At 59.5% G+C, this 16,569-nt stretch carries 14 protein-coding genes and 1 tRNA gene; 4 read left to right on the top strand and 11 right to left on the bottom strand.

Going from position 1 to position 16,569, the window contains the following annotated elements:
* Window positions 1–11 precede the first annotated feature (11 nt).
* The 7 genes from PRZ01_RS08405 to rimP all read right to left on the bottom strand — a co-directional run bounded on the left by PRZ01_RS08405 (window position 12) and on the right by rimP (window position 9,668).
* Window positions 12–890 (bottom strand): DMT family transporter, encoded by an 879-nt coding sequence (locus tag PRZ01_RS08405; RefSeq protein ID WP_273596318.1) that lies wholly within the window; start codon window positions 888–890, stop codon window positions 12–14.
* Between the two features lie 136 nt (window positions 891–1,026).
* Window positions 1,027–2,850, bottom strand: a complete 1,824-nt coding sequence (gene typA, locus PRZ01_RS08400) for a translational GTPase TypA (protein WP_273596317.1) — start codon at window positions 2,848–2,850, stop codon at window positions 1,027–1,029.
* Window positions 2,851–2,889: 39 nt separating this feature from the next.
* Window positions 2,890–3,828: a tRNA pseudouridine(55) synthase TruB gene (truB, locus tag PRZ01_RS08395; protein WP_273596316.1), complete on the bottom strand. Its 939-nt coding sequence runs from the start codon at window positions 3,826–3,828 to the stop codon at window positions 2,890–2,892.
* A 5-nt stretch (window positions 3,829–3,833) separates the two neighbouring features.
* Window positions 3,834–4,265 carry a 30S ribosome-binding factor RbfA gene (rbfA, locus tag PRZ01_RS08390; RefSeq protein WP_273596315.1) on the bottom strand — a complete coding sequence of 144 codons (432 nt, stop codon included), beginning with the start codon at window positions 4,263–4,265 and terminating at the stop codon, window positions 3,834–3,836.
* A gap of 126 nt (window positions 4,266–4,391) precedes the next feature.
* Window positions 4,392–7,493: a translation initiation factor IF-2 gene (gene infB, locus PRZ01_RS08385; protein ID WP_273596314.1), complete on the bottom strand. Its 3,102-nt coding sequence runs from the start codon at window positions 7,491–7,493 to the stop codon at window positions 4,392–4,394.
* Between the two features lie 70 nt (window positions 7,494–7,563).
* Window positions 7,564–9,042 (bottom strand): transcription termination factor NusA, encoded by a 1,479-nt coding sequence (gene nusA / locus PRZ01_RS08380; protein ID WP_273596313.1) that lies wholly within the window; start codon window positions 9,040–9,042, stop codon window positions 7,564–7,566.
* Complete coding sequence (rimP, locus tag PRZ01_RS08375) at window positions 9,039–9,668, bottom strand: ribosome maturation factor RimP (protein WP_273596312.1); 630 nt, start codon at window positions 9,666–9,668, stop codon at window positions 9,039–9,041. Before rimP ends, nusA begins: the two co-directional genes overlap by 4 nt.
* A gap of 341 nt (window positions 9,669–10,009) precedes the next feature.
* Here rimP and fabI point away from each other — a divergent pair, with 341 nt between their 5' ends.
* A complete protein-coding gene (gene fabI / locus PRZ01_RS08370; RefSeq protein ID WP_273596311.1) occupies window positions 10,010–10,792 on the top strand; it encodes an enoyl-ACP reductase FabI in 783 nt (260 codons plus the stop codon).
* A 117-nt stretch (window positions 10,793–10,909) separates the two neighbouring features.
* Here the strand turns inward: fabI and PRZ01_RS08365 are convergent, their stop codons facing one another.
* A complete protein-coding gene (locus PRZ01_RS08365; protein WP_273596310.1) occupies window positions 10,910–13,171 on the bottom strand; it encodes an arginine/lysine/ornithine decarboxylase in 2,262 nt (753 codons plus the stop codon).
* 166 nt (window positions 13,172–13,337) lie between these two features.
* On the opposite strand from PRZ01_RS08365, the gene PRZ01_RS08360 reads away from it, so the two are divergent.
* From PRZ01_RS08360 to PRZ01_RS08350, 3 genes are all read left to right on the top strand, one after another.
* On the top strand, window positions 13,338–13,775 hold the full coding sequence (locus PRZ01_RS08360) for an NfeD family protein (RefSeq protein ID WP_273596309.1): 438 nt from the start codon (window positions 13,338–13,340) through the stop codon (window positions 13,773–13,775).
* A 79-nt stretch (window positions 13,776–13,854) separates the two neighbouring features.
* The gene (locus tag PRZ01_RS08355) at window positions 13,855–14,766 is read left to right on the top strand and encodes an SPFH domain-containing protein (protein ID WP_273596308.1); all 912 of its coding nucleotides are present in this window, start codon (window positions 13,855–13,857) and stop codon (window positions 14,764–14,766) included.
* Between the two features lie 94 nt (window positions 14,767–14,860).
* Window positions 14,861–14,950 (top strand) — tRNA-Ser (locus tag PRZ01_RS08350).
* 349 nt (window positions 14,951–15,299) lie between these two features.
* Here PRZ01_RS08350 and PRZ01_RS08345 read toward each other — a convergent pair.
* Genes PRZ01_RS08345 through PRZ01_RS08335 form a run of 3 tightly spaced genes read right to left on the bottom strand, consistent with a single transcriptional unit; the run spans window position 15,300 to window position 16,465 of the window.
* Complete coding sequence (locus tag PRZ01_RS08345; RefSeq protein WP_273596307.1) at window positions 15,300–15,524, bottom strand: CsbD family protein; 225 nt, start codon at window positions 15,522–15,524, stop codon at window positions 15,300–15,302.
* Window positions 15,525–15,569: 45 nt separating this feature from the next.
* On the bottom strand, window positions 15,570–15,893 hold the full coding sequence (locus PRZ01_RS08340; protein ID WP_273596306.1) for a BON domain-containing protein: 324 nt from the start codon (window positions 15,891–15,893) through the stop codon (window positions 15,570–15,572).
* 59 nt (window positions 15,894–15,952) lie between these two features.
* Window positions 15,953–16,465: a ferritin-like domain-containing protein gene (locus PRZ01_RS08335; RefSeq protein WP_273596429.1), complete on the bottom strand. Its 513-nt coding sequence runs from the start codon at window positions 16,463–16,465 to the stop codon at window positions 15,953–15,955.
* Between the last annotated feature and the right edge of the window lie 104 nt (window positions 16,466–16,569).

The following is a 16,569-nucleotide window of genomic DNA, read 5'->3' as shown; positions in this document are numbered from 1 at the left end:
GGGTTGATTGATCAAAACCGAGGCTCGGAGCGCCAAGCCAGCAATTCATTGACGATGAGAGCCGAGAGCACCATGGCCCCGCCCCACAAAGCAGCCGTGGATGGTACTTCAGCGGCCCACACCCACGCCCACAGCACGCCAAAAACCACTTCCAACTGCCCCAGCAAGGCGATCTCGGGCCCGGCCAGCACACGACTGAGACGCACCACCAGCAGGCAAGGCAAAGCCAGTTGAAATACGCCGAGACCCGCCAACAACACCAAGTCGTGCGTGGTGGTCCGCAGGGGCCAGGCCAAGGGCAGCACCGCCATGGCGGAGATCAGCGCACCGATGAAGATGGCGGGCAGCATATCGTGCGCCTGCGCAGTGCCGGCCCCATCACCATGACCCACATGCTGCAGCACCGACCAATTCACTGCCGCGGCAACCGGCACGCCCAGCGCAACGCCAATGCCCAGCCCACCAGAAAGGGGGGCACCCTGCCCCAGCACCTCGTGAGCAAACATCCAGGCGATACCCAAACTGGCCACAGCAATCGCCCCCCAGGTACGGCGCGGCAGGTGATGGTGGAGAAATACGCGCGACAACAAGGCTGTCAAAAGCGGCCCCAAAGCCATGGTAACTAGCACATTGGCTACCGTGGTGAGGCTTAAAGCCAACATAAAGGCCGTGAACATGACGGCCCAGCACACGCCGGACAAGTACACCAGGCGCGGCGCGCGCAAAAGCTGACGCCACAACCCCGGCCCCCGCATCCAGCGCAAGGCCAACATCAAGGCCAGCGCATTGAAGCTGCTGCGCCAAAACGTCAGCTCAAACCCCCGTGCTGCCTCCAAATGACGCGTAACCACCCCCGCCGAACTCCACAGCAGGGTAATCAGAATCATCATCAAGACCGCACGCCGATGGGTCATCAAATAAAGAGCGACCCCAAAGGGGCCGCAAGCAATGAATCAAGAGCGCCCCCGCTCCAAGGGAGGCTGGCGGGAGCAAAGCATCTTGCGCGCTAGCGCAAGTCGCAAGGCTTTAGCCGCGCGAATTGCGCTTGCGTTCGTTTTCCGTCAGGAAACGCTTGCGCAGACGGATGCTCTTGGGCGTGATTTCGACCAGTTCGTCGTCCTCAATGAACTCCACACCGTATTCCAGTGTGCAATCGATTGGGGGTGTGATCTTGGTCGCATCTTCCTTGCCACTGACGCGGAAGTTGGTCAGCTGCTTCGTACGGGTGGCATTGACCACCAGATCGTTTTCACGGCTGTGGATGCCGACGATCATGCCTTCATAGACGGGATCGTTGGGCTTAACGAACATGCGGCCGCGGTCATCCAGCTTGCCCAGGGCGTAAGTGAAGATTTCACCCGCGTCCATGGAGATCAGCACGCCGTTCTTGCGGCCGGCAATCTCACCCTTGTGCGGCTCATAGCCGTCAAAGATATTGCTGATCAGGCCCGAGCCGCGGGTCAAGTTCAAGAACTCATTGGTGAAACCGATCAGGCCACGGGCCGGGATGCGGTATTCCAGGCGCACACGGCCACGGCCGTCCGGCTCCATATTCACCAGTTCGCCCTTGCGCTCACCCAGGGCTTGCATGACGCCACCCTGGTGGGTTTCTTCCACGTCGGCCGTGACGAGTTCGATGGGTTCATGCTTCTCGCCATTGATGGTCTGGAACACCACGCGCGGCTTGGAGACAGCCAGCTCATAGCCTTCACGGCGCATATTTTCCAGCAAGATGGTCAGGTGCAGTTCGCCCCGGCCCATCACTTCGAAGATACCGTCTTCGTCTGTCTCTTTGACGCGCAGGGCCACGTTGCTCTGCAATTCTTTTTGCAGGCGGTCCCAGATCTGACGGCTGGTGACGAACTTGCCTTCACGACCGGCCAGAGGGCTGGTGTTGACGCAGAAGTTCATGGTCAGCGTCGGCTCGTCGACCTTGAGCATGGGCAGCGGGGCCGGCGTGGCCACACTGGTGACGGTCACTCCGATACCGATCTCGTCGATACCGTTGATCAACACGATGTCGCCAGGGCCCGCTTCGGCAGATTGCACGCGGTCCAGGCCTTGGAAAGTCAGCACTTGGTTAATGCGGCCCTTGGTGCTCTTGCCGTCCGGGCCTTCCATCACCAGCACCTCCATGCTGGGCTTGATCGTGCCTTGGGTGATACGCCCCACGCCGATGCGGCCCACGAAGGTGGAGTAGTCCAACGCCGAGATCTGCAGCTGCAGCGGGGCTGCAGGATCACCCTTTTGCGAAGGCACGTGCTTCAGCACGGTATTGAACAGGGCCGACATGTCGGGGCCCCATTGCGCGCCGGGCTCGCCCTCTTCCAGCGAGGTCCAGCCGTTGATGCCCGACGCGTAAACGACGGGGAAGTCCAGTTGCTCGTCAGTCGCGCCCAGCTTGTCGAACAAGTCGAAAGCGGCATTGACGACGGCGTCAGGCTTGGCACCGGGCTTGTCTACCTTGTTGACGACAACGATGGGCTTCAAGCCCAAGGCCAAGGCCTTCTTGGTCACGAAGCGGGTCTGGGGCATCGGGCCTTCTTGCGCGTCGATCAGCAGCACCACGCCGTCCACCATGGACAGGGCGCGCTCGACTTCACCACCGAAGTCCGCGTGACCGGGGGTGTCCACGATATTGATGTGAGTACCTTCCCAAGCCACGGCGCAGTTCTTGGCCAAGATGGTGATGCCGCGCTCGCGTTCGATGGCATTGCTGTCCATCACGGTGTCGACCACTTTTTCGTGCTCGGCGAAGGTGCCGCTTTGGCGCAGCAATTGGTCAACCATGGTGGTTTTGCCATGGTCAACGTGGGCGATGATGGCGATGTTGCGAATCTGCTTACTCATACGACGCTTTCAAAAAATTCTGAAACTATTCTTGTCTTTTCAGACGCTCAAAAGGCTGCTCACCTCTTGAGGACTCAATAACCGGTCCGGGATCAACTCTCCGCCCTGGATGTGGGCACCGCCCAGAAAAGCTTGCGGTTCGGGCCCGTAGACCCGCACATGCGGCTGATCCGGGGCGTTCACGCGGCGGCGCAAACCGGTCAGAAAACGGGCGGCTTCGTCTTGCGCCAAGCGCACTTCGGGCCAGTCCGCCAGCAGGGAGTCCGGAGGACGCAGCATGGACTCGCGCTCCGTTTCGGTCAAGGCGGCCAGGGCGTCGAGGCTGATTGCGTCGTTCACGCTGACCGGCCCCGCGGCTGTGCGGCGCAAGGCACTCAGATGCGCACCACAACCCAGCAGGCGCCCCAGGTCTTCAGCCAGAGTGCGCACATAGGTACCCTTGCTGCAGCGCACCGACAAGGTCAATCGATCATCTTGCCAATCGATGATGTCGAGCGCGTGAATGGTCACGCGGCGCGACGGGCGTTCAATAACGATACCGGCACGAGCGTATTCGTACAACGGGCGGCCTTCATGCTTCAAGGCGGAGTACATGGGCGGCACTTGATCGATCTCGCCGCGCAGCTGTGCGCAGGCAGCTTCGATCTGCTCCCGTGTCACCTGGACCGGGCGCGTTTCAAGCACCTCGCCCTCCAAGTCGCCAGTCGTGGTGGTGGCACCGAGCTTCAAGGTCGCCAGGTAAGACTTGTCAGCATCCAGGCTGATCTGGCTGAACTTGGTGCCAGCGCCAAAACACAATGGCAACAGGCCCGTTGCCAAAGGGTCGAGCGTACCGGTGTGGCCCGCTTTTTCCGCGCGCAGCAACCACTTCACCTTCTGTAAGGCGTCGTTGCTGCTCCAGCCGATAGGCTTGTCGAGCAGCAGCACGCCGTGAACAGGACGGCGTACGGTTTTGATGCGCGGTGGGCGGGCGGACATGGTGTTTACTCGGCCGCCTTCTCAGCATCTGACGCGCCTGCGGCGTCTGCCGCACCTGCCGGGGCGGTGGGTTCGTCGTCCAGGGCACGTGTGGCGTTGGCCTTGCTGATGAGTGCGCTCATCTCGGCCGCACGCTCGATGGTGCGGTCGAAGTGAAAGTGCAGGCTCGGCACCGTGTGAATCTGCAGCCGCTTGAACAGGCCGTTACGCAAAAAGCCAGCCGCCTCGTTCAGCGCCTCTGCGGTTTCGGTGGGATCACCCACCAACACCGAGAAGAACACTTTTGCGTGGGCGTAGTCCGGCGTGACCTCAACGGCATTGACCGTGGCCATGCCGATACGGGGGTCTTTGAGCTCGCGGATCAACTCGGCCAGATCGCGTTGGATCTGATCGGCCACACGAAAGCTGCGGTTGGGGATGACTCGTTTGTGTCGCATATTCAACAATCTCCTCGTCTGTGCTCGGCTCAGCCCGGCGTAGGTTCCGGGCCACGGTGCCGGCCCTCAAGAAGAAACCCCGCCACTCTGGGAGGGCGGGGTCTGCTGGGTGAGGGCAACGCCGCTTTAGAGGGTTCGAGCCACTTCCTTGATTTCGAAGAACTCCAGTTGATCGCCCTCGGCGATGTCACTGTAATTTTTCAGCTTGATACCGCACTCGAAGCCTTCGCGGACTTCGCGCACATCGTCCTTCATGCGCTTCAAGGTGTCGATCTCGCCGGTGTAGATCACCACGTTTTCGCGCAGCAGGCGGAAACGTGCCGAGCGGTTCACAACACCCGAGGTGATCATGCAACCTGCAATGGTACCGATCTTGGTCGCCACAAACACGGTGCGGATCTCGGCCATACCGATGACTTCTTCACGCTGCTCGGGTGCCAGCATGCCGGTCATGGCTGCCTTCACGTCATCCACGGCGTCGTAAATGATGTTGTAGTAGCGCAGATCCACCGAGTTGCCTTCGGCCAGCTTGCGCGCACCGGCATCGGCACGCACGTTGAAGCCGATGATGACCGCCTTGGAGGCGATCGCCAGGTTGACGTCCGACTCGCTGATACCACCCACCGCAGCGTGCACGATCTGCACCTTGACCTCGGGAGTCGACAGCTTGAGCAGCGAAGAAGCCAGCGCTTCTTGCGAACCCTGCACATCGCTCTTGATGATGATGGACAGCGTCTGCACGTCGCCAGCGCCCATGTTCTCGAACATGTTCTCCAGCTTGGCGGCCTGTTGGCGCGACAGCTTCACGTCACGGTACTTGCCGGAACGGAAGGTGGCGATTTCACGGGCACGACGCTCGTCGGACAGCACCATGAATTCATCACCCGCCTGCGGCACTTCGGTAAGACCCTGGATTTCGACCGGGATCGAAGGACCGGCTTCGGCGGTGGCCTTGCCATCTTCATCCAGCATGGCACGCACGCGGCCATAGGTGGAACCCGCCAACACGACATCGCCGCGCTTCAAGGTACCCGACTGCACCAGCACGGTGGCCACAGGGCCGCGGCCCTTGTCCAGCTTGGCTTCGATCACCAGGCCCTTGGCCAGCGAAGCGACAGGCGCCTTCAACTCCAGCACTTCGGCCTGCAGCAAGACTTGCTCCAGCAGGCTGTCCATGCCTTCGCCGGTCTTGGCGGAGACAGGCACAAAAGGCGTTTCACCACCGAAGTCTTCCGGCACGACGCCTTCTGCCACCAACTCACCCTTCAGGCGTTCGATATTGGCACCGGGCTTGTCGATCTTGTTCATCGCCACGACCATGGGCACGCCCGCAGCCTTGGCGTGGTGGATCGCTTCCTTCGTTTGGGGCATTACGCCATCGTCCGCCGCCACCACCAGGATGACGATGTCAGTGGCTGTGGCACCGCGAGCACGCATGGCCGTAAAGGCCGCGTGACCCGGGGTGTCCAGGAAGGTGATCACACCGCGTGGTGTCTCGACGTGATAAGCGCCGATGTGCTGCGTAATGCCGCCAGCTTCGCCTGCGGCCACACGGGCACGGCGAACATAGTCCAGCAGCGAGGTCTTGCCGTGGTCGACGTGACCCATGACGGTGACCACCGGCGCACGGGGCAGTGCTTCATGCTGCTCCGCGCCTGCGCCCTCTTCTTCGAGGAACGCATCAGGATCATCCAGCTTGGCCGGGAAGGCTTTGTGGCCCATTTCTTCGACCAGAATCATGGCCGTTTCTTGGTCCAACTGCTGGTTGATGGTGACCATCTGGCCGAGCTTCATCAATTGCTTGATGACCTCAGAGGCCTTGACGGACATCTTGTGGGCCAAATCCGCCACCGAGATGGTCTCGGGGACATGAACTTCCTGCACCACTTGCTCGACAGGTGCCACGAAGTTGGACGAGGAATTGCCACGGTCGTTGCGGTCGTTGCCACGACGGCCACCTGCTCCGCCACGGCTGGGCGCACGCCAGCCACCGGCTGCAGGACGCGCCCCGCCGGGTGCCGCTGTCGCGCCCGGCTTGACGCCGCGCTTCTTGTCATCGGCCCAACTGGAGGACAGTTTCTCGGACTTGACCGATTTTTTGTCTCCGGGCTTGGCTGCCGTGGTGGCGCCAGGTGCAGTCGGCGCCCCAGGAGCCCCGACCTTCTTGTGGATCGTACCCTTGATGCCCTCTTTGCTGGCTTCAACCGGCTTGGGCTCTTCCTTCTTCGCGACCATCACCTTCTTGGGTGCATTCATCATCGCGCGGATGGCAGCAGCCTCGGCCTCGGCGGCCTTGCGGCGGCGCTCCAGGTCGACTTGCTTCTGCTTTTCTTCAACACCGACGTCCACAGCTTTCACGACACGCAGTGCGGGCTTGGCAGTTTCAGTTGCTGCCACAGCATTGGCTGCGGGCGCTGCGGTTGCTGTCGCTGCAGGTGTGGCTGCAGGTGTGGCGGCTTGCGCAGCCGCTTCAGCCGCAGGTGCCGCGCTGGCCACCACAGGCTCAACCACGGGTGCCATAACGGGTGCGGTCGCGGGCGCAGCCACCGGGGCAGCAACAGGCGCCGGTGCAGGGGCACGGGCGGCTGCAGCAGCCTTATTGATGGCAGCAGCTTCGCGTGCAGCAGCTTCGGCCGTTTGACGCGGCTTCTTCGCAGCCTTGGCGGCAGCGGCCTGCTCGGCGGCCAGATTGGCAGCCTCCTGGGCCGCAACAGCTTCGGCGGCCAGCTTTTCTTGGCGACGCAGTTCTTCGGCAGCCTTCGCAGCGCGTTCGGCTTCTTCACGTTCACGCACGCGCTCGGCCAATTCGGCTTCTTGGCGACGCAGGGCGTCAGCCTGAGCTTGGGCTTCGACTTCACGACGCTGCAGATCGGCTTCCTCAGCGGCAGCGGCGGCTGCAACAGACGCATCGTCCGTCGCGCCGGTGTCGTCCATCTTGACGAAGGTGCGCTTCTTGCGCACTTCCACCTGGATGGTGCGGGCCTTGCCGCTGGCATCGGCTTGCTTGATTTCGCTGGTCGACTTGCGGGTCAGCGTGATCTTCTTGCGGTCGGCGCCGGCGGTGCCGTGCGCGGTGCGCAGATAGCCCAGCAGACGTTCCTTGTCGGCTTCGTTGAGAGCGTCTTCGACAGACGCCTTGTTGACGCCCGCAGCTTGAAGCTGTTCAAGCAGCGTGCTCGCAGGCCTTTGAAGCTCTGCGGCAAACTGGGCGACGGTGGTCACAGCCATTGTTGGATCCTTAACTTATGCGTACTTTGCTGGGCGATATTCGGTTCGGGCTCATTGCTGAAAATCAGCGTCAAGCGGTGAACCAATGTTCGCGAGCCTTCATGATCATGGTGCGGGCCGTGGCCTCGTCCATGCCAGATAGTTCAACGAGTTCGTCGACGGCCAAATCGGCCAAATCGTCGCGGCTATGGATATCGCCTTCGGAGAGTTTGGCGACCAGTTCAGGCGTCATGCCTTCGAGGTCACGCAGATCTTGGGACACTTCCTCGACCTTTTCTTCCCGTGCGATTTCCAGGGTCAACAGCGCATCCTTGGCTCGGGTGCGCAATTCATTGACCGTGTCTTCGTCGAAGGCCTCAACTTCCAGCATTTCCTGCATCGGCACGTAGGCCACTTCTTCCAAGCTGGTGAACCCTTCAGCGATCAGGATGTCGGCGACTTCCGCATCCACATCGAGTTTCTCGATGAAGAGCTTGCGCACCGTTTCCGATTCCTGCTCATGTTTCACGGCCGATTCCTCAGCCGACATGATGTTAATGCGCCAACCGGTCAGCTCGGAAGCGAGCCGCACGTTCTGGCCGCCACGGCCGATGGCGATAGCGAGGTTTTCCTCGTCCACCACCACGTCCATAGCATGACGTTCTTCGTCCACAACGATGGACTGCACATTGGCAGGTGCCAAAGCGCCGATGACAAATTGAGCCGGATCTTCAGACCACAGCACGATGTCCACGCGCTCGCCCGCCAACTCGTTGGTGACGCCGTTGACACGCGAACCCCGCACGCCGACGCAGGTGCCGATCGGGTCGACACGTTTATCATGCGAGAGCACGGCCAGCTTGGCACGTGAACCAGCATCGCGGGCGCAGCTCTTGATTTCCAGCAAACCTTGCTCGATCTCGGGCACTTCTTGAGCGAACAGTTCAGTCATGAACTGAGGCGCGCTGCGCGACAACATGATCTGCGGGCCACGCTGGGTCGGGTCGACACCCAGGATGACGGCACGAACGCGGTCGCCAGTGCGCAAGTTTTCCTTGGGGATCATTTCCGAGCGCTTCAGGCGGCCTTCAATACGACCCGACTCGGCGATGATGTCGCCCTTGTCCAACCGTTTTACGGTGCCGACGAAGATCTGCTCGCCACGGGCCATGAAGTCGTTGAGCAACTGCTCACGCTCGGCGTCACGAATTTTTTGCAGAATGACCTGCTTGGCAGCTTGCGCGCCGATCCGGCCGATAGGCACCGACTCGATGGGCTCTTCGATGTGGTCTTCCACCTCGATGTCCGGGATTTGCTCCTGGGCTTCGAACAGCAGAATTTCAGCATCCGGGTTTTGCAAGCCGGCCTCGTTGGGCACCACGTGCCAACGGCGGAAAGTTTCGTAGGCACCGGAATCCCGATCTACGGACACGCGAATATCAGCCTCGCCACCACACAGCTTCTTGGTGGCCGAAGCCAAGGCCGCCTCAACGGCGCCAAACACCACATCGAGCTCCACGCTCTTTTCGCGCGAAATCGCGTCCACCAGCATCAACAGTTCGCGGTTCATTGATCAGGACCTCCGTCAACCTTATCGTCTGTTTTCGCAGCTTTGGCCCCACCCGACTTTTTGCCGGCTGCGGGCTTCACGCCACGACCCTTGAAATTGACCACGGGCACCAAGCGTGCTTCGCGGACCTCTTCAAGAGAAAAATCCAGGGCCTGGTCGGCCTTGCCATCATTGAATACCACACGCCATTCGGCGGCCAACGGCGTCTCGGCGGACTCAGCCACCGGCGCAGGCACTGGCGTTGCAGCCTCTGTACCCGCATCTGCAAGCACCAAAGATGACAACACACCGCGGTATTTCTTGCGCCCCTGAAATGGCATGCGCAAGGTAATTTCAATTTCTTCGCCAACAAAACGCGCGTAATCGGCCGTCTTCTTCAAAGGACGATCCAGTCCCGGCGAAGACACCTCCAGGCGCTCGTAGGCACAGCCTTCGACTTCCAGCAAGTACTGCAACTGGCGCGTCACGCGCTCGCAATCTTCAACATTGATCAACTCGCCCGCCAAAGCCTGCTCAGGCAGCTTATCGATGTACACGCGCAGCAAACCTGCAGGGCTGCGTTCGCAGTCCACGAGGTCGTAACCCAATCCGGTCACAGTTTTTTCAACAGCTTCTTGCCAATTCATGCGTCGTGCAGTTTCAAGCAGTTAATTCTTCGAAAGCCCAAGAGAAAATGAAAACCAAGGCGGCAAATTTTATGCAAAGAGCGATCGAGCAAAAAAAATGGGCTGGATGAATCCGCCCAACTTTCAAACCCGAGCAAACCCAGGCTTCAAACAGGCCAAAAACTTGAAAACCTGACCGTCTGATCAGGCTCCACCAAGCCTTTGACCCGTGAAATTGTTCGCCTCAACTCTTCAGCGAAGCCGGGATTGTACTATGCAAGCACCGTGCCGACAAGCAAGGCGCTCATTTATGGCTCAAGCCATGCGAAAATCAACGATCGATTCAATACAAAGGAGCCAATATGGGATTTCTCGCAGGCAAGCGATTGCTGATCACGGGCGTCTTGTCCAACCGTTCCATCGCCTATGGCATTGCAAAGGCTTGCCATCGCGAAGGCGCCGAGTTGGCTTTCAGCTACCAGGGTGAGCGCTTCAAAGATCGGATCACTGAGTTTGCCGCCGAGTTTGACTCCAAGCTGGTGTTTGATTGCGACGTGTCCGACGATGCGCAGATGGAAGCCCTGTTCAACCAACTGGGCGAAGTGTGGCCGGAGTTTGACGGTTTTGTGCACTCTATCGGCTTTGCACCCCGCGAGGCCATTGCTGGCGACTTTCTGGATGGCCTCACGCGCGAGAACTTCCGCATCGCTCACGACATTTCCGCCTACAGCTTCCCGGCCATGGCCAAATTAGCAGCCCCCCGCCTGCGGGCCGGCAGTGCGCTGTTGACACTTTCTTACCTGGGGGCGGCACGTTATGTGCCGAACTACAACACCATGGGTTTGGCCAAAGCCTCGCTGGAAGCCAGCGTGCGCTACCTCGCCCAATCGATGGGCGCGCGCGGCGTGCGGGTGAATGGCATCTCCGCCGGTCCGATCAAGACGCTGGCAGCCTCCGGCATCAAGGATTTCGGCAAACTGCTGACTCAATTCGCTGCAGCCACCCCGATTCGCCGCAACGTGACCATTGAAGACGTGGGCAATGTGGCCGCATTCTTGCTGTCTGACCTTTCCGCTGGCATCAGCGCCGAAATCACCTATGTAGATGGCGGTTTCAGCCATATGGCTCTGGCCAACGAAGGCTGAGCCACTCCAATCAACCCCAGGCGCAGCCCCAGTTGCGGCGCCCCCAGCAAAAAGGCCTGCAACACAATGCAGGCCTTTTTTCGCTTCATCGCCTTACGGCGCGCAGTCATCCTGCAATCACTCAACCTTCACGCAATCGACGAAATAACGCGAGCGGCCGTCCTCACCCTTTTCTTCCACCAAGCCGTGCACATCAGTCGCAAAGCCCGGGAACATCGCATTGAAGTCGCGGGTGAACTTCAAATAGTCCACGATCTTCTTATTGAATCGCTCACCAGGGATCAGCAAAGGAATACCGGGTGGGTAAGGCGTTAGCAACACCGTGGTGACGCGGTCCAGCAGATCGTCGATCGGCACCCGTTCGGTGCGGCGATGCGCAATGTAGGCATAAGCGTCGCTGGGCTTCATGGCCGGCTGCAGGTCAGACAAATACACATCGGTCGTCAAACGAGCAATATCGCCCTTGGCGTACATGCTGTGGATGCTCTGGCAGAGATCCTTCAAGCCCATACGCTCATAACGCGGATTCGCGGCGCAGAACTCCGGCAGGATGCGCCAAAGCGGCGCATTCTTGTCGTAGTCGTCCTTGAACTGCTGCAAGGCGGTCAACAGCGTGTTCCAGCGGCCCTTGGTGATGCCGATGGTGAACAAAATGAAGAAGGAATACAGCCCCGTCTTCTCCACCACCACGCCATGCTCGGCCAAGAATTTGGTGACGATGGAGGCCGGAATGCCGGTTTCGGCAAACTTGCCGCTCATGTCCAATCCCGGTGTGATGATGGTGGACTTGATCGGGTCCAGCATATTGAAGCCGGGCGCGATCTTGCCAAAGCCGTGCCACTTCTCATTGGCCTTGAGCATCCAGTCCGCCGGCTTGCCGAAGCCTTCTTCAGTCAGCTTGTCCGGGCCCCAGACCTTGAACCACCAGTCTTTGTCGTACTCAGCCTCCACCTTGCGCATGGCTCGGCGGAAGTCCAGCGCCTCGGAGATGCTCTCTTCCACCAGTGCGGTACCACCGGGAGGCTCCATCATGGCCGCCGCCACATCGCAGCTGGCGATGATGGAGTATTGCGGGCTGGTGGAGGTGTGCATCAGGTAGGCCTCGTTGAACAAATGCTTGTCCAGCTTGACCGTTTGAGAGTCTTGCACCAGCACTTGCGAGGCTTGACTTAAACCCGCCAGCAATTTGTGCGTGGACTGCGTGGCATAAACCATGGCCGTCTCAGGACGTGGCCGGTTCTTGCCCATGGCATGGTAGGAGCCATAGAAATTGTGGAAGGCCGCATGCGGAAGCCAAGCCTCGTCGAAATGCAGGGTGTCGATCCAGCCGTCCAACTTCTTTTTGATGGTCTCTGTGTTGTAGAGCACGCCGTCGTAGGTGCTCTGCGTCAGCGTCATGATGCGTGGCTTGACCGTTTTTGGATCCACGTCCTTCAGCAAGGGGTTGGCCGCGATCTTCTTGCGAATCGCCGCAGGCGAAAACTCGCTCTCCGGGATCGGGCCGATGATGCCGTAATGATTGCGCGTGGGCGTCATGAACACGGGCACCGCGCCCGTCATGATGATGCTGTGCAAAATACTCTTGTGGCAGTTGCGGTCCACCACCACCACGTCACCCGGCGCCACCGTGTGGTGCCACACCATCTTGTTGGACGTTGAGGTGCCATTGGTCACGAAAAAGCAGTGGTCGGCATTGAAGATGCGCGCAGCATTCTTCTCCGAAGCCGCCACCGGGCCCGTGTGGTCCAGCAACTGCCCCAGCTCTTCCACTGCATTGCAAACGTCTGCGCGCAGCATGTTTTCACCGAAGAACTGGTGAAACATCTGGCCCACTGGGCTCTTCAAAAAAGCCACCCCGCCCGAATGCCCCGGGCAGTGCCACGAATACGAGCCGTCTTGCGCATAGTCCATCAGCGCCTTGAAGAACGGCGGCGCCAGGCCGTCAAGATAGCTTTTGGCCTCGCGGATGATGTGGCGCGCCACAAACTCCGGCGTGTCCTCAAACATATGGATGAAGCCGTGCAGCTCACGCAAAATGTCGTTAGGCAGGTGCTGCGAGGTGCGCGTCTCACCGTAGATGTAAATCGGTATGTCAGCGTTCTTGAAGCGAATTTCTTCAATGAACTTGCGCAGACTCAACACGGCCGGGTCCAACTCCGGGCCGGGCGTGAACTCTTCGTCGTCAATCGACAAAATGAAGGCGCTGGCACGGCTCTGCTGCTGCGCGAACTGACTCAGGTCGCCATAACTCGTGGCCCCCAGCACTTCGAAGCCCTCTTTCTGAATCGCGTCAGCCAAGGCACGGATGCCCAAACCCGAGGTGTTCTCGGAGCGATAGTCTTCGTCGATGATGACGATCGGAAAGCGGAAACGAAGCATCTTTGAGCCTCCAGAGGCCAGGTCAGAAAAACAAGAGGCGCGAAGTGTAGGGCCAAGCTTCCCTTTGTGGTGTGTGCTTTGCAAAAACGGTACAACTTCGCCAACTTCTCTGCCGCAATCGGGGCTTACACTGCCCTTCGGACACAGTGTGCGGGGAGCGTATGACATGGAAATGAGTCTGGCGAGTCTGGCCACAGCTTGGTGGATCGCCGCCGGCATTTTGGTCGCCGTCGAATTGACCACCGGTACGTTTTACCTTCTGATGCTGGCCATCGGCTGCAGCGCGGGTGCGCTGAGCGCTCACCTCGGGCTGAGCCCCAGCCTGCAAATGTCCATGGCCGCCTTGATTGGCGGCGTTGCCGTCGTGCTGTGGCACCGGCGCCGCGACCGGTTGGGGTCGCCCCTGCCCGCCAACGCCAATCCCGACGTACAAATGGATGTTGGCCAAACCGTTCACGTGTCGCACTGGCGCGCCGACGGCACTGCGCAAGTCCGCTATCGCGGCGCAGAGTGGCAGGTGCGCTACCAAGGTGTCGGCAACCCCGAGTCGGGCCCCTACGTGATCCGAGCCATTGAAGGCAGCCGCCTGCTGCTGGATCACTGAAAACGTGTTGCCGCTTTCACGCCCGCCGCACGACCCCACCCTGAAACATAACGACGACAAACCACTGAGGGAAAGACCCATGGAAATTGCTTTTGTCCTGCTGATCATCGCCATCATCTTCATCGCCCAATCCATCAAGGTGGTGCCACAGCAAAACGCCTGGGTGGTTGAGCGCTTGGGCAAATACCACGCCACGCTCACGCCGGGCCTCAACTTCCTCATGCCCCTGATCGACCGCTTGGCCTACAAGCATTCGCTCAAAGAAATCCCGCTGGACGTCCCTAGCCAGATTTGCATCACCAAGGACAACACCCAACTCACCGTTGACGGCATCCTCTACTTTCAAGTCACCGACGCCATGCGCGCCAGCTATGGCGCCAGCAATTACATCGTTGCCATCACGCAATTGGCCCAAACCACGCTGCGCTCGGTGATCGGCCGCATGGAGTTGGACCGCACGTTCGAAGAACGCGCCGTGATCAACACCTCGGTGGTTGAAGCGCTGGACGAAGCCGCGCTCAATTGGGGCGTCAAGGTGCTGCGCTACGAAATCAAAGACCTCACGCCGCCGCCCGCCATCCTCCATTCCATGCAGGCCCAGATTACTGCCGAACGCGAAAAGCGCGCGCTCATCGCCGCCTCGGAAGGCCGCCGGCAAGAGCAAATCAATATCGCCACCGGTGAACGCGAAGCCGCCATCGCTCGCTCCGAAGGCGAAAAGCAGGCTGAAATTAACAAAGCCGCCGGCTCCGCTGCAGCTATCACCGCCGTGGCAGACGCCACCGCCGGCGCCATCGAAAAAATCGCCGCCGCCATTCAACTCCCCGGCGGCGACCAAGCCGTACAACTCAAGGTGGCCGAAAAGGCAGTGGACGCCTACGCCCAACTGGCCCAAAAGAACAACACCATGATCGTGCCCGGCAACATGAGCGAAGTCTCCGGCCTGATCGGCACCGCCATGGCTCTTATGCGCGGCAAAAGCGCCAAATAAGCAAGCGCGGCCATTGGCGAAGACGCTGCAATCCGCGAAATACCTTCAGTAATTTGTGAATCACCCAAAAAATCGGGTTATGATGGCAGGCTTCGGAGAGGTGGATGAGCGGTTTAAGTCGCACGCCTGGAAAGCGTGTGTGGGTTTATCCCCACCGCGGGTTCGAATCCCGCCCTCTCCGCCAAAATGAGTCTCAGAGCTTCTTGCAAGCTCTCAGAAGCCCCCTAAAAGCCCCGTTTCCCCCAGTGAAACGGGGCTTTTTTGTTTCTTGCGGTCTCGCAAAGGTTTTTGCCGCCAGTGCCCAGTTCTTGGTATCGCAATTGGCATTTTCTGTACCAACGGGGTTGTCAATGCCTTGACTGATACCGCGATCAAATCCAGTGGGCCGCAGACAACGCGGCCTACAAGCTGTCTGGTGGGCGCAGGTGCGGATTTCAGCGATCCCGGACAGTCATTTCGGCGTGATGGCGGACAGCATTTCAAACTGATCGCCGACAGTTTGGGTGCGAAAACGGCTGGCGGTTTTGCAGAACTTAAGCTTCCGTCTTGAACCAGTCCTCCGTAACTGAATGCTGCCACGCACTGACATGCGCATCGGCTTCGTCCTTGGCGATACCGTAGCGCTCTTGAATCTTGCCAACCAAGATTTCACGGCGCCCGGCCACGACATCAAAGTCGTCGTGACTCAGCTTGCCCCACTTCTCGAGGGCTCTGCCACCGAGTTGCTTCCAGTTCCCTTCAATGCGTTCCCAATTCATCACTCTCTCCCTTGTTACATGCGTGTGAAAGCCAGATTTCTGACTTCAAGGTCGGACGGCAATCTCGTTCTTGACTGCCTTCACACCGTTGATCTTCCAGGTCAGGCCCTGCGCCGTGTCTTTTTCCTTCTGACTCTTTGCGAAACCTGACAGCATCACTGTCCCCTTCATCGTCTCGACGCTGATGGCTGCGGCGTCGACGTCTGGGTTATCGATAAAGCGGGCTTTGACAGCCGCAGTGATGGCGCTGTCATCGATATAGGCACCCATAGGCTCCTGACCGCGAGTGACCGCGCAGCCGGTTGCGCTAAGCAGAACGACCGCAGTGAAAACAGCGGCCGAGATATGACGTGCGGTGAGTTGATTCATACAGTTGTGTCTCTGATAGGTTGATAAAAAGGGGCTGGCTCCGTGGATCTATTTCCCGCCTAGGCAGCCAGCCAATCCCTCAATTCCTCGGCATGTACTTGTTCATCGCTGAGGATGCTTTCGAGCAAGCGACGGGTGGTAGTGTCTTTGTCGCCAATCAGGGCAATCAGTTGCGTGTAGCACTCAATGGCGACTCGTTCCGCGATCAAGTTCGCTCGAATCATGTCCTTCAGTTCCAAGGATTGGTCGTACCCAGCATGGCTGCGTTCGGTCAGCGAAGCCGGCGAAAAGTCGGGATCCCCACCTAGCTGCACGATGCGCTGGGCTAGGCGGTCCGCGTGAACCGATTCTTCGTTCGCGTGCACCAGGAACTCCTCAGCAATCTTCGGCGAGGCAAGTCCTTGAGCAGTGAAATGGTGGCGCTTGTATCGCAGAACGCAAATCAATTCGGTCGCGAGTGAGTCATTCAAGAGCTTGATGATGTCTTTCGCCCAAGGCCCATAACTCGGAGTCACAGCGCCATTTTTGAGGCCGTGTTTCGCAGACTCTATTGCGGCTAGGTCCAGTGACATTGAAGGCCGATCTATGGCTGCGAATTGGGTACGGCTGACGGGTTCGTTGATGAGAGTCATGGTGCATTCCTGTTTGAAGCGTCTGTTCGGTTTGGATCGATATA

Source organism: Roseateles koreensis, assembly GCF_028595305.1.
GTDB classification, from domain to species: domain Bacteria; phylum Pseudomonadota; class Gammaproteobacteria; order Burkholderiales; family Burkholderiaceae_C; genus Paucibacter_A; species Paucibacter_A koreensis.
Note: the sequence above shows the minus strand (reverse complement) of the source record. Positions and strands in the feature narration are given on the sequence as shown.

What these genes read in the sequence shown, in the direction of transcription:
- PRZ01_RS08360 (WP_273596309.1), top strand. Translation starts at nt 13,338, where the DNA reads ATGGAAATGAGTCTGGCGAGTCTGGCCACAGCTTGGTGGATCGCCGCC.
- PRZ01_RS08355 (WP_273596308.1), top strand. Translation starts at nt 13,855, where the DNA reads ATGGAAATTGCTTTTGTCCTGCTGATCATCGCCATCATCTTCATCGCC.
- infB (WP_273596314.1), bottom strand. Translation starts at nt 7,493, where the DNA reads ATGGCTGTGACCACCGTCGCCCAGTTTGCCGCAGAGCTTCAAAGGCCT.
- PRZ01_RS08340 (WP_273596306.1), bottom strand. Translation starts at nt 15,893, where the DNA reads ATGAATCAACTCACCGCACGTCATATCTCGGCCGCTGTTTTCACTGCG.
- rimP (WP_273596312.1), bottom strand. Translation starts at nt 9,668, where the DNA reads ATGAATTGGCAAGAAGCTGTTGAAAAAACTGTGACCGGATTGGGTTAC.
- PRZ01_RS08405 (WP_273596318.1), bottom strand. Translation starts at nt 890, where the DNA reads ATGATGATTCTGATTACCCTGCTGTGGAGTTCGGCGGGGGTGGTTACG.
- PRZ01_RS08335 (WP_273596429.1), bottom strand. Translation starts at nt 16,465, where the DNA reads ATGTCACTGGACCTAGCCGCAATAGAGTCTGCGAAACACGGCCTCAAA.
- PRZ01_RS08345 (WP_273596307.1), bottom strand. Translation starts at nt 15,524, where the DNA reads ATGAATTGGGAACGCATTGAAGGGAACTGGAAGCAACTCGGTGGCAGA.
- nusA (WP_273596313.1), bottom strand. Translation starts at nt 9,042, where the DNA reads ATGAACCGCGAACTGTTGATGCTGGTGGACGCGATTTCGCGCGAAAAG.
- rbfA (WP_273596315.1), bottom strand. Translation starts at nt 4,265, where the DNA reads ATGCGACACAAACGAGTCATCCCCAACCGCAGCTTTCGTGTGGCCGAT.
- typA (WP_273596317.1), bottom strand. Translation starts at nt 2,850, where the DNA reads ATGAGTAAGCAGATTCGCAACATCGCCATCATCGCCCACGTTGACCAT.
- PRZ01_RS08365 (WP_273596310.1), bottom strand. Translation starts at nt 13,171, where the DNA reads ATGCTTCGTTTCCGCTTTCCGATCGTCATCATCGACGAAGACTATCGC.
- fabI (WP_273596311.1), top strand. Translation starts at nt 10,010, where the DNA reads ATGGGATTTCTCGCAGGCAAGCGATTGCTGATCACGGGCGTCTTGTCC.
- truB (WP_273596316.1), bottom strand. Translation starts at nt 3,828, where the DNA reads ATGTCCGCCCGCCCACCGCGCATCAAAACCGTACGCCGTCCTGTTCAC.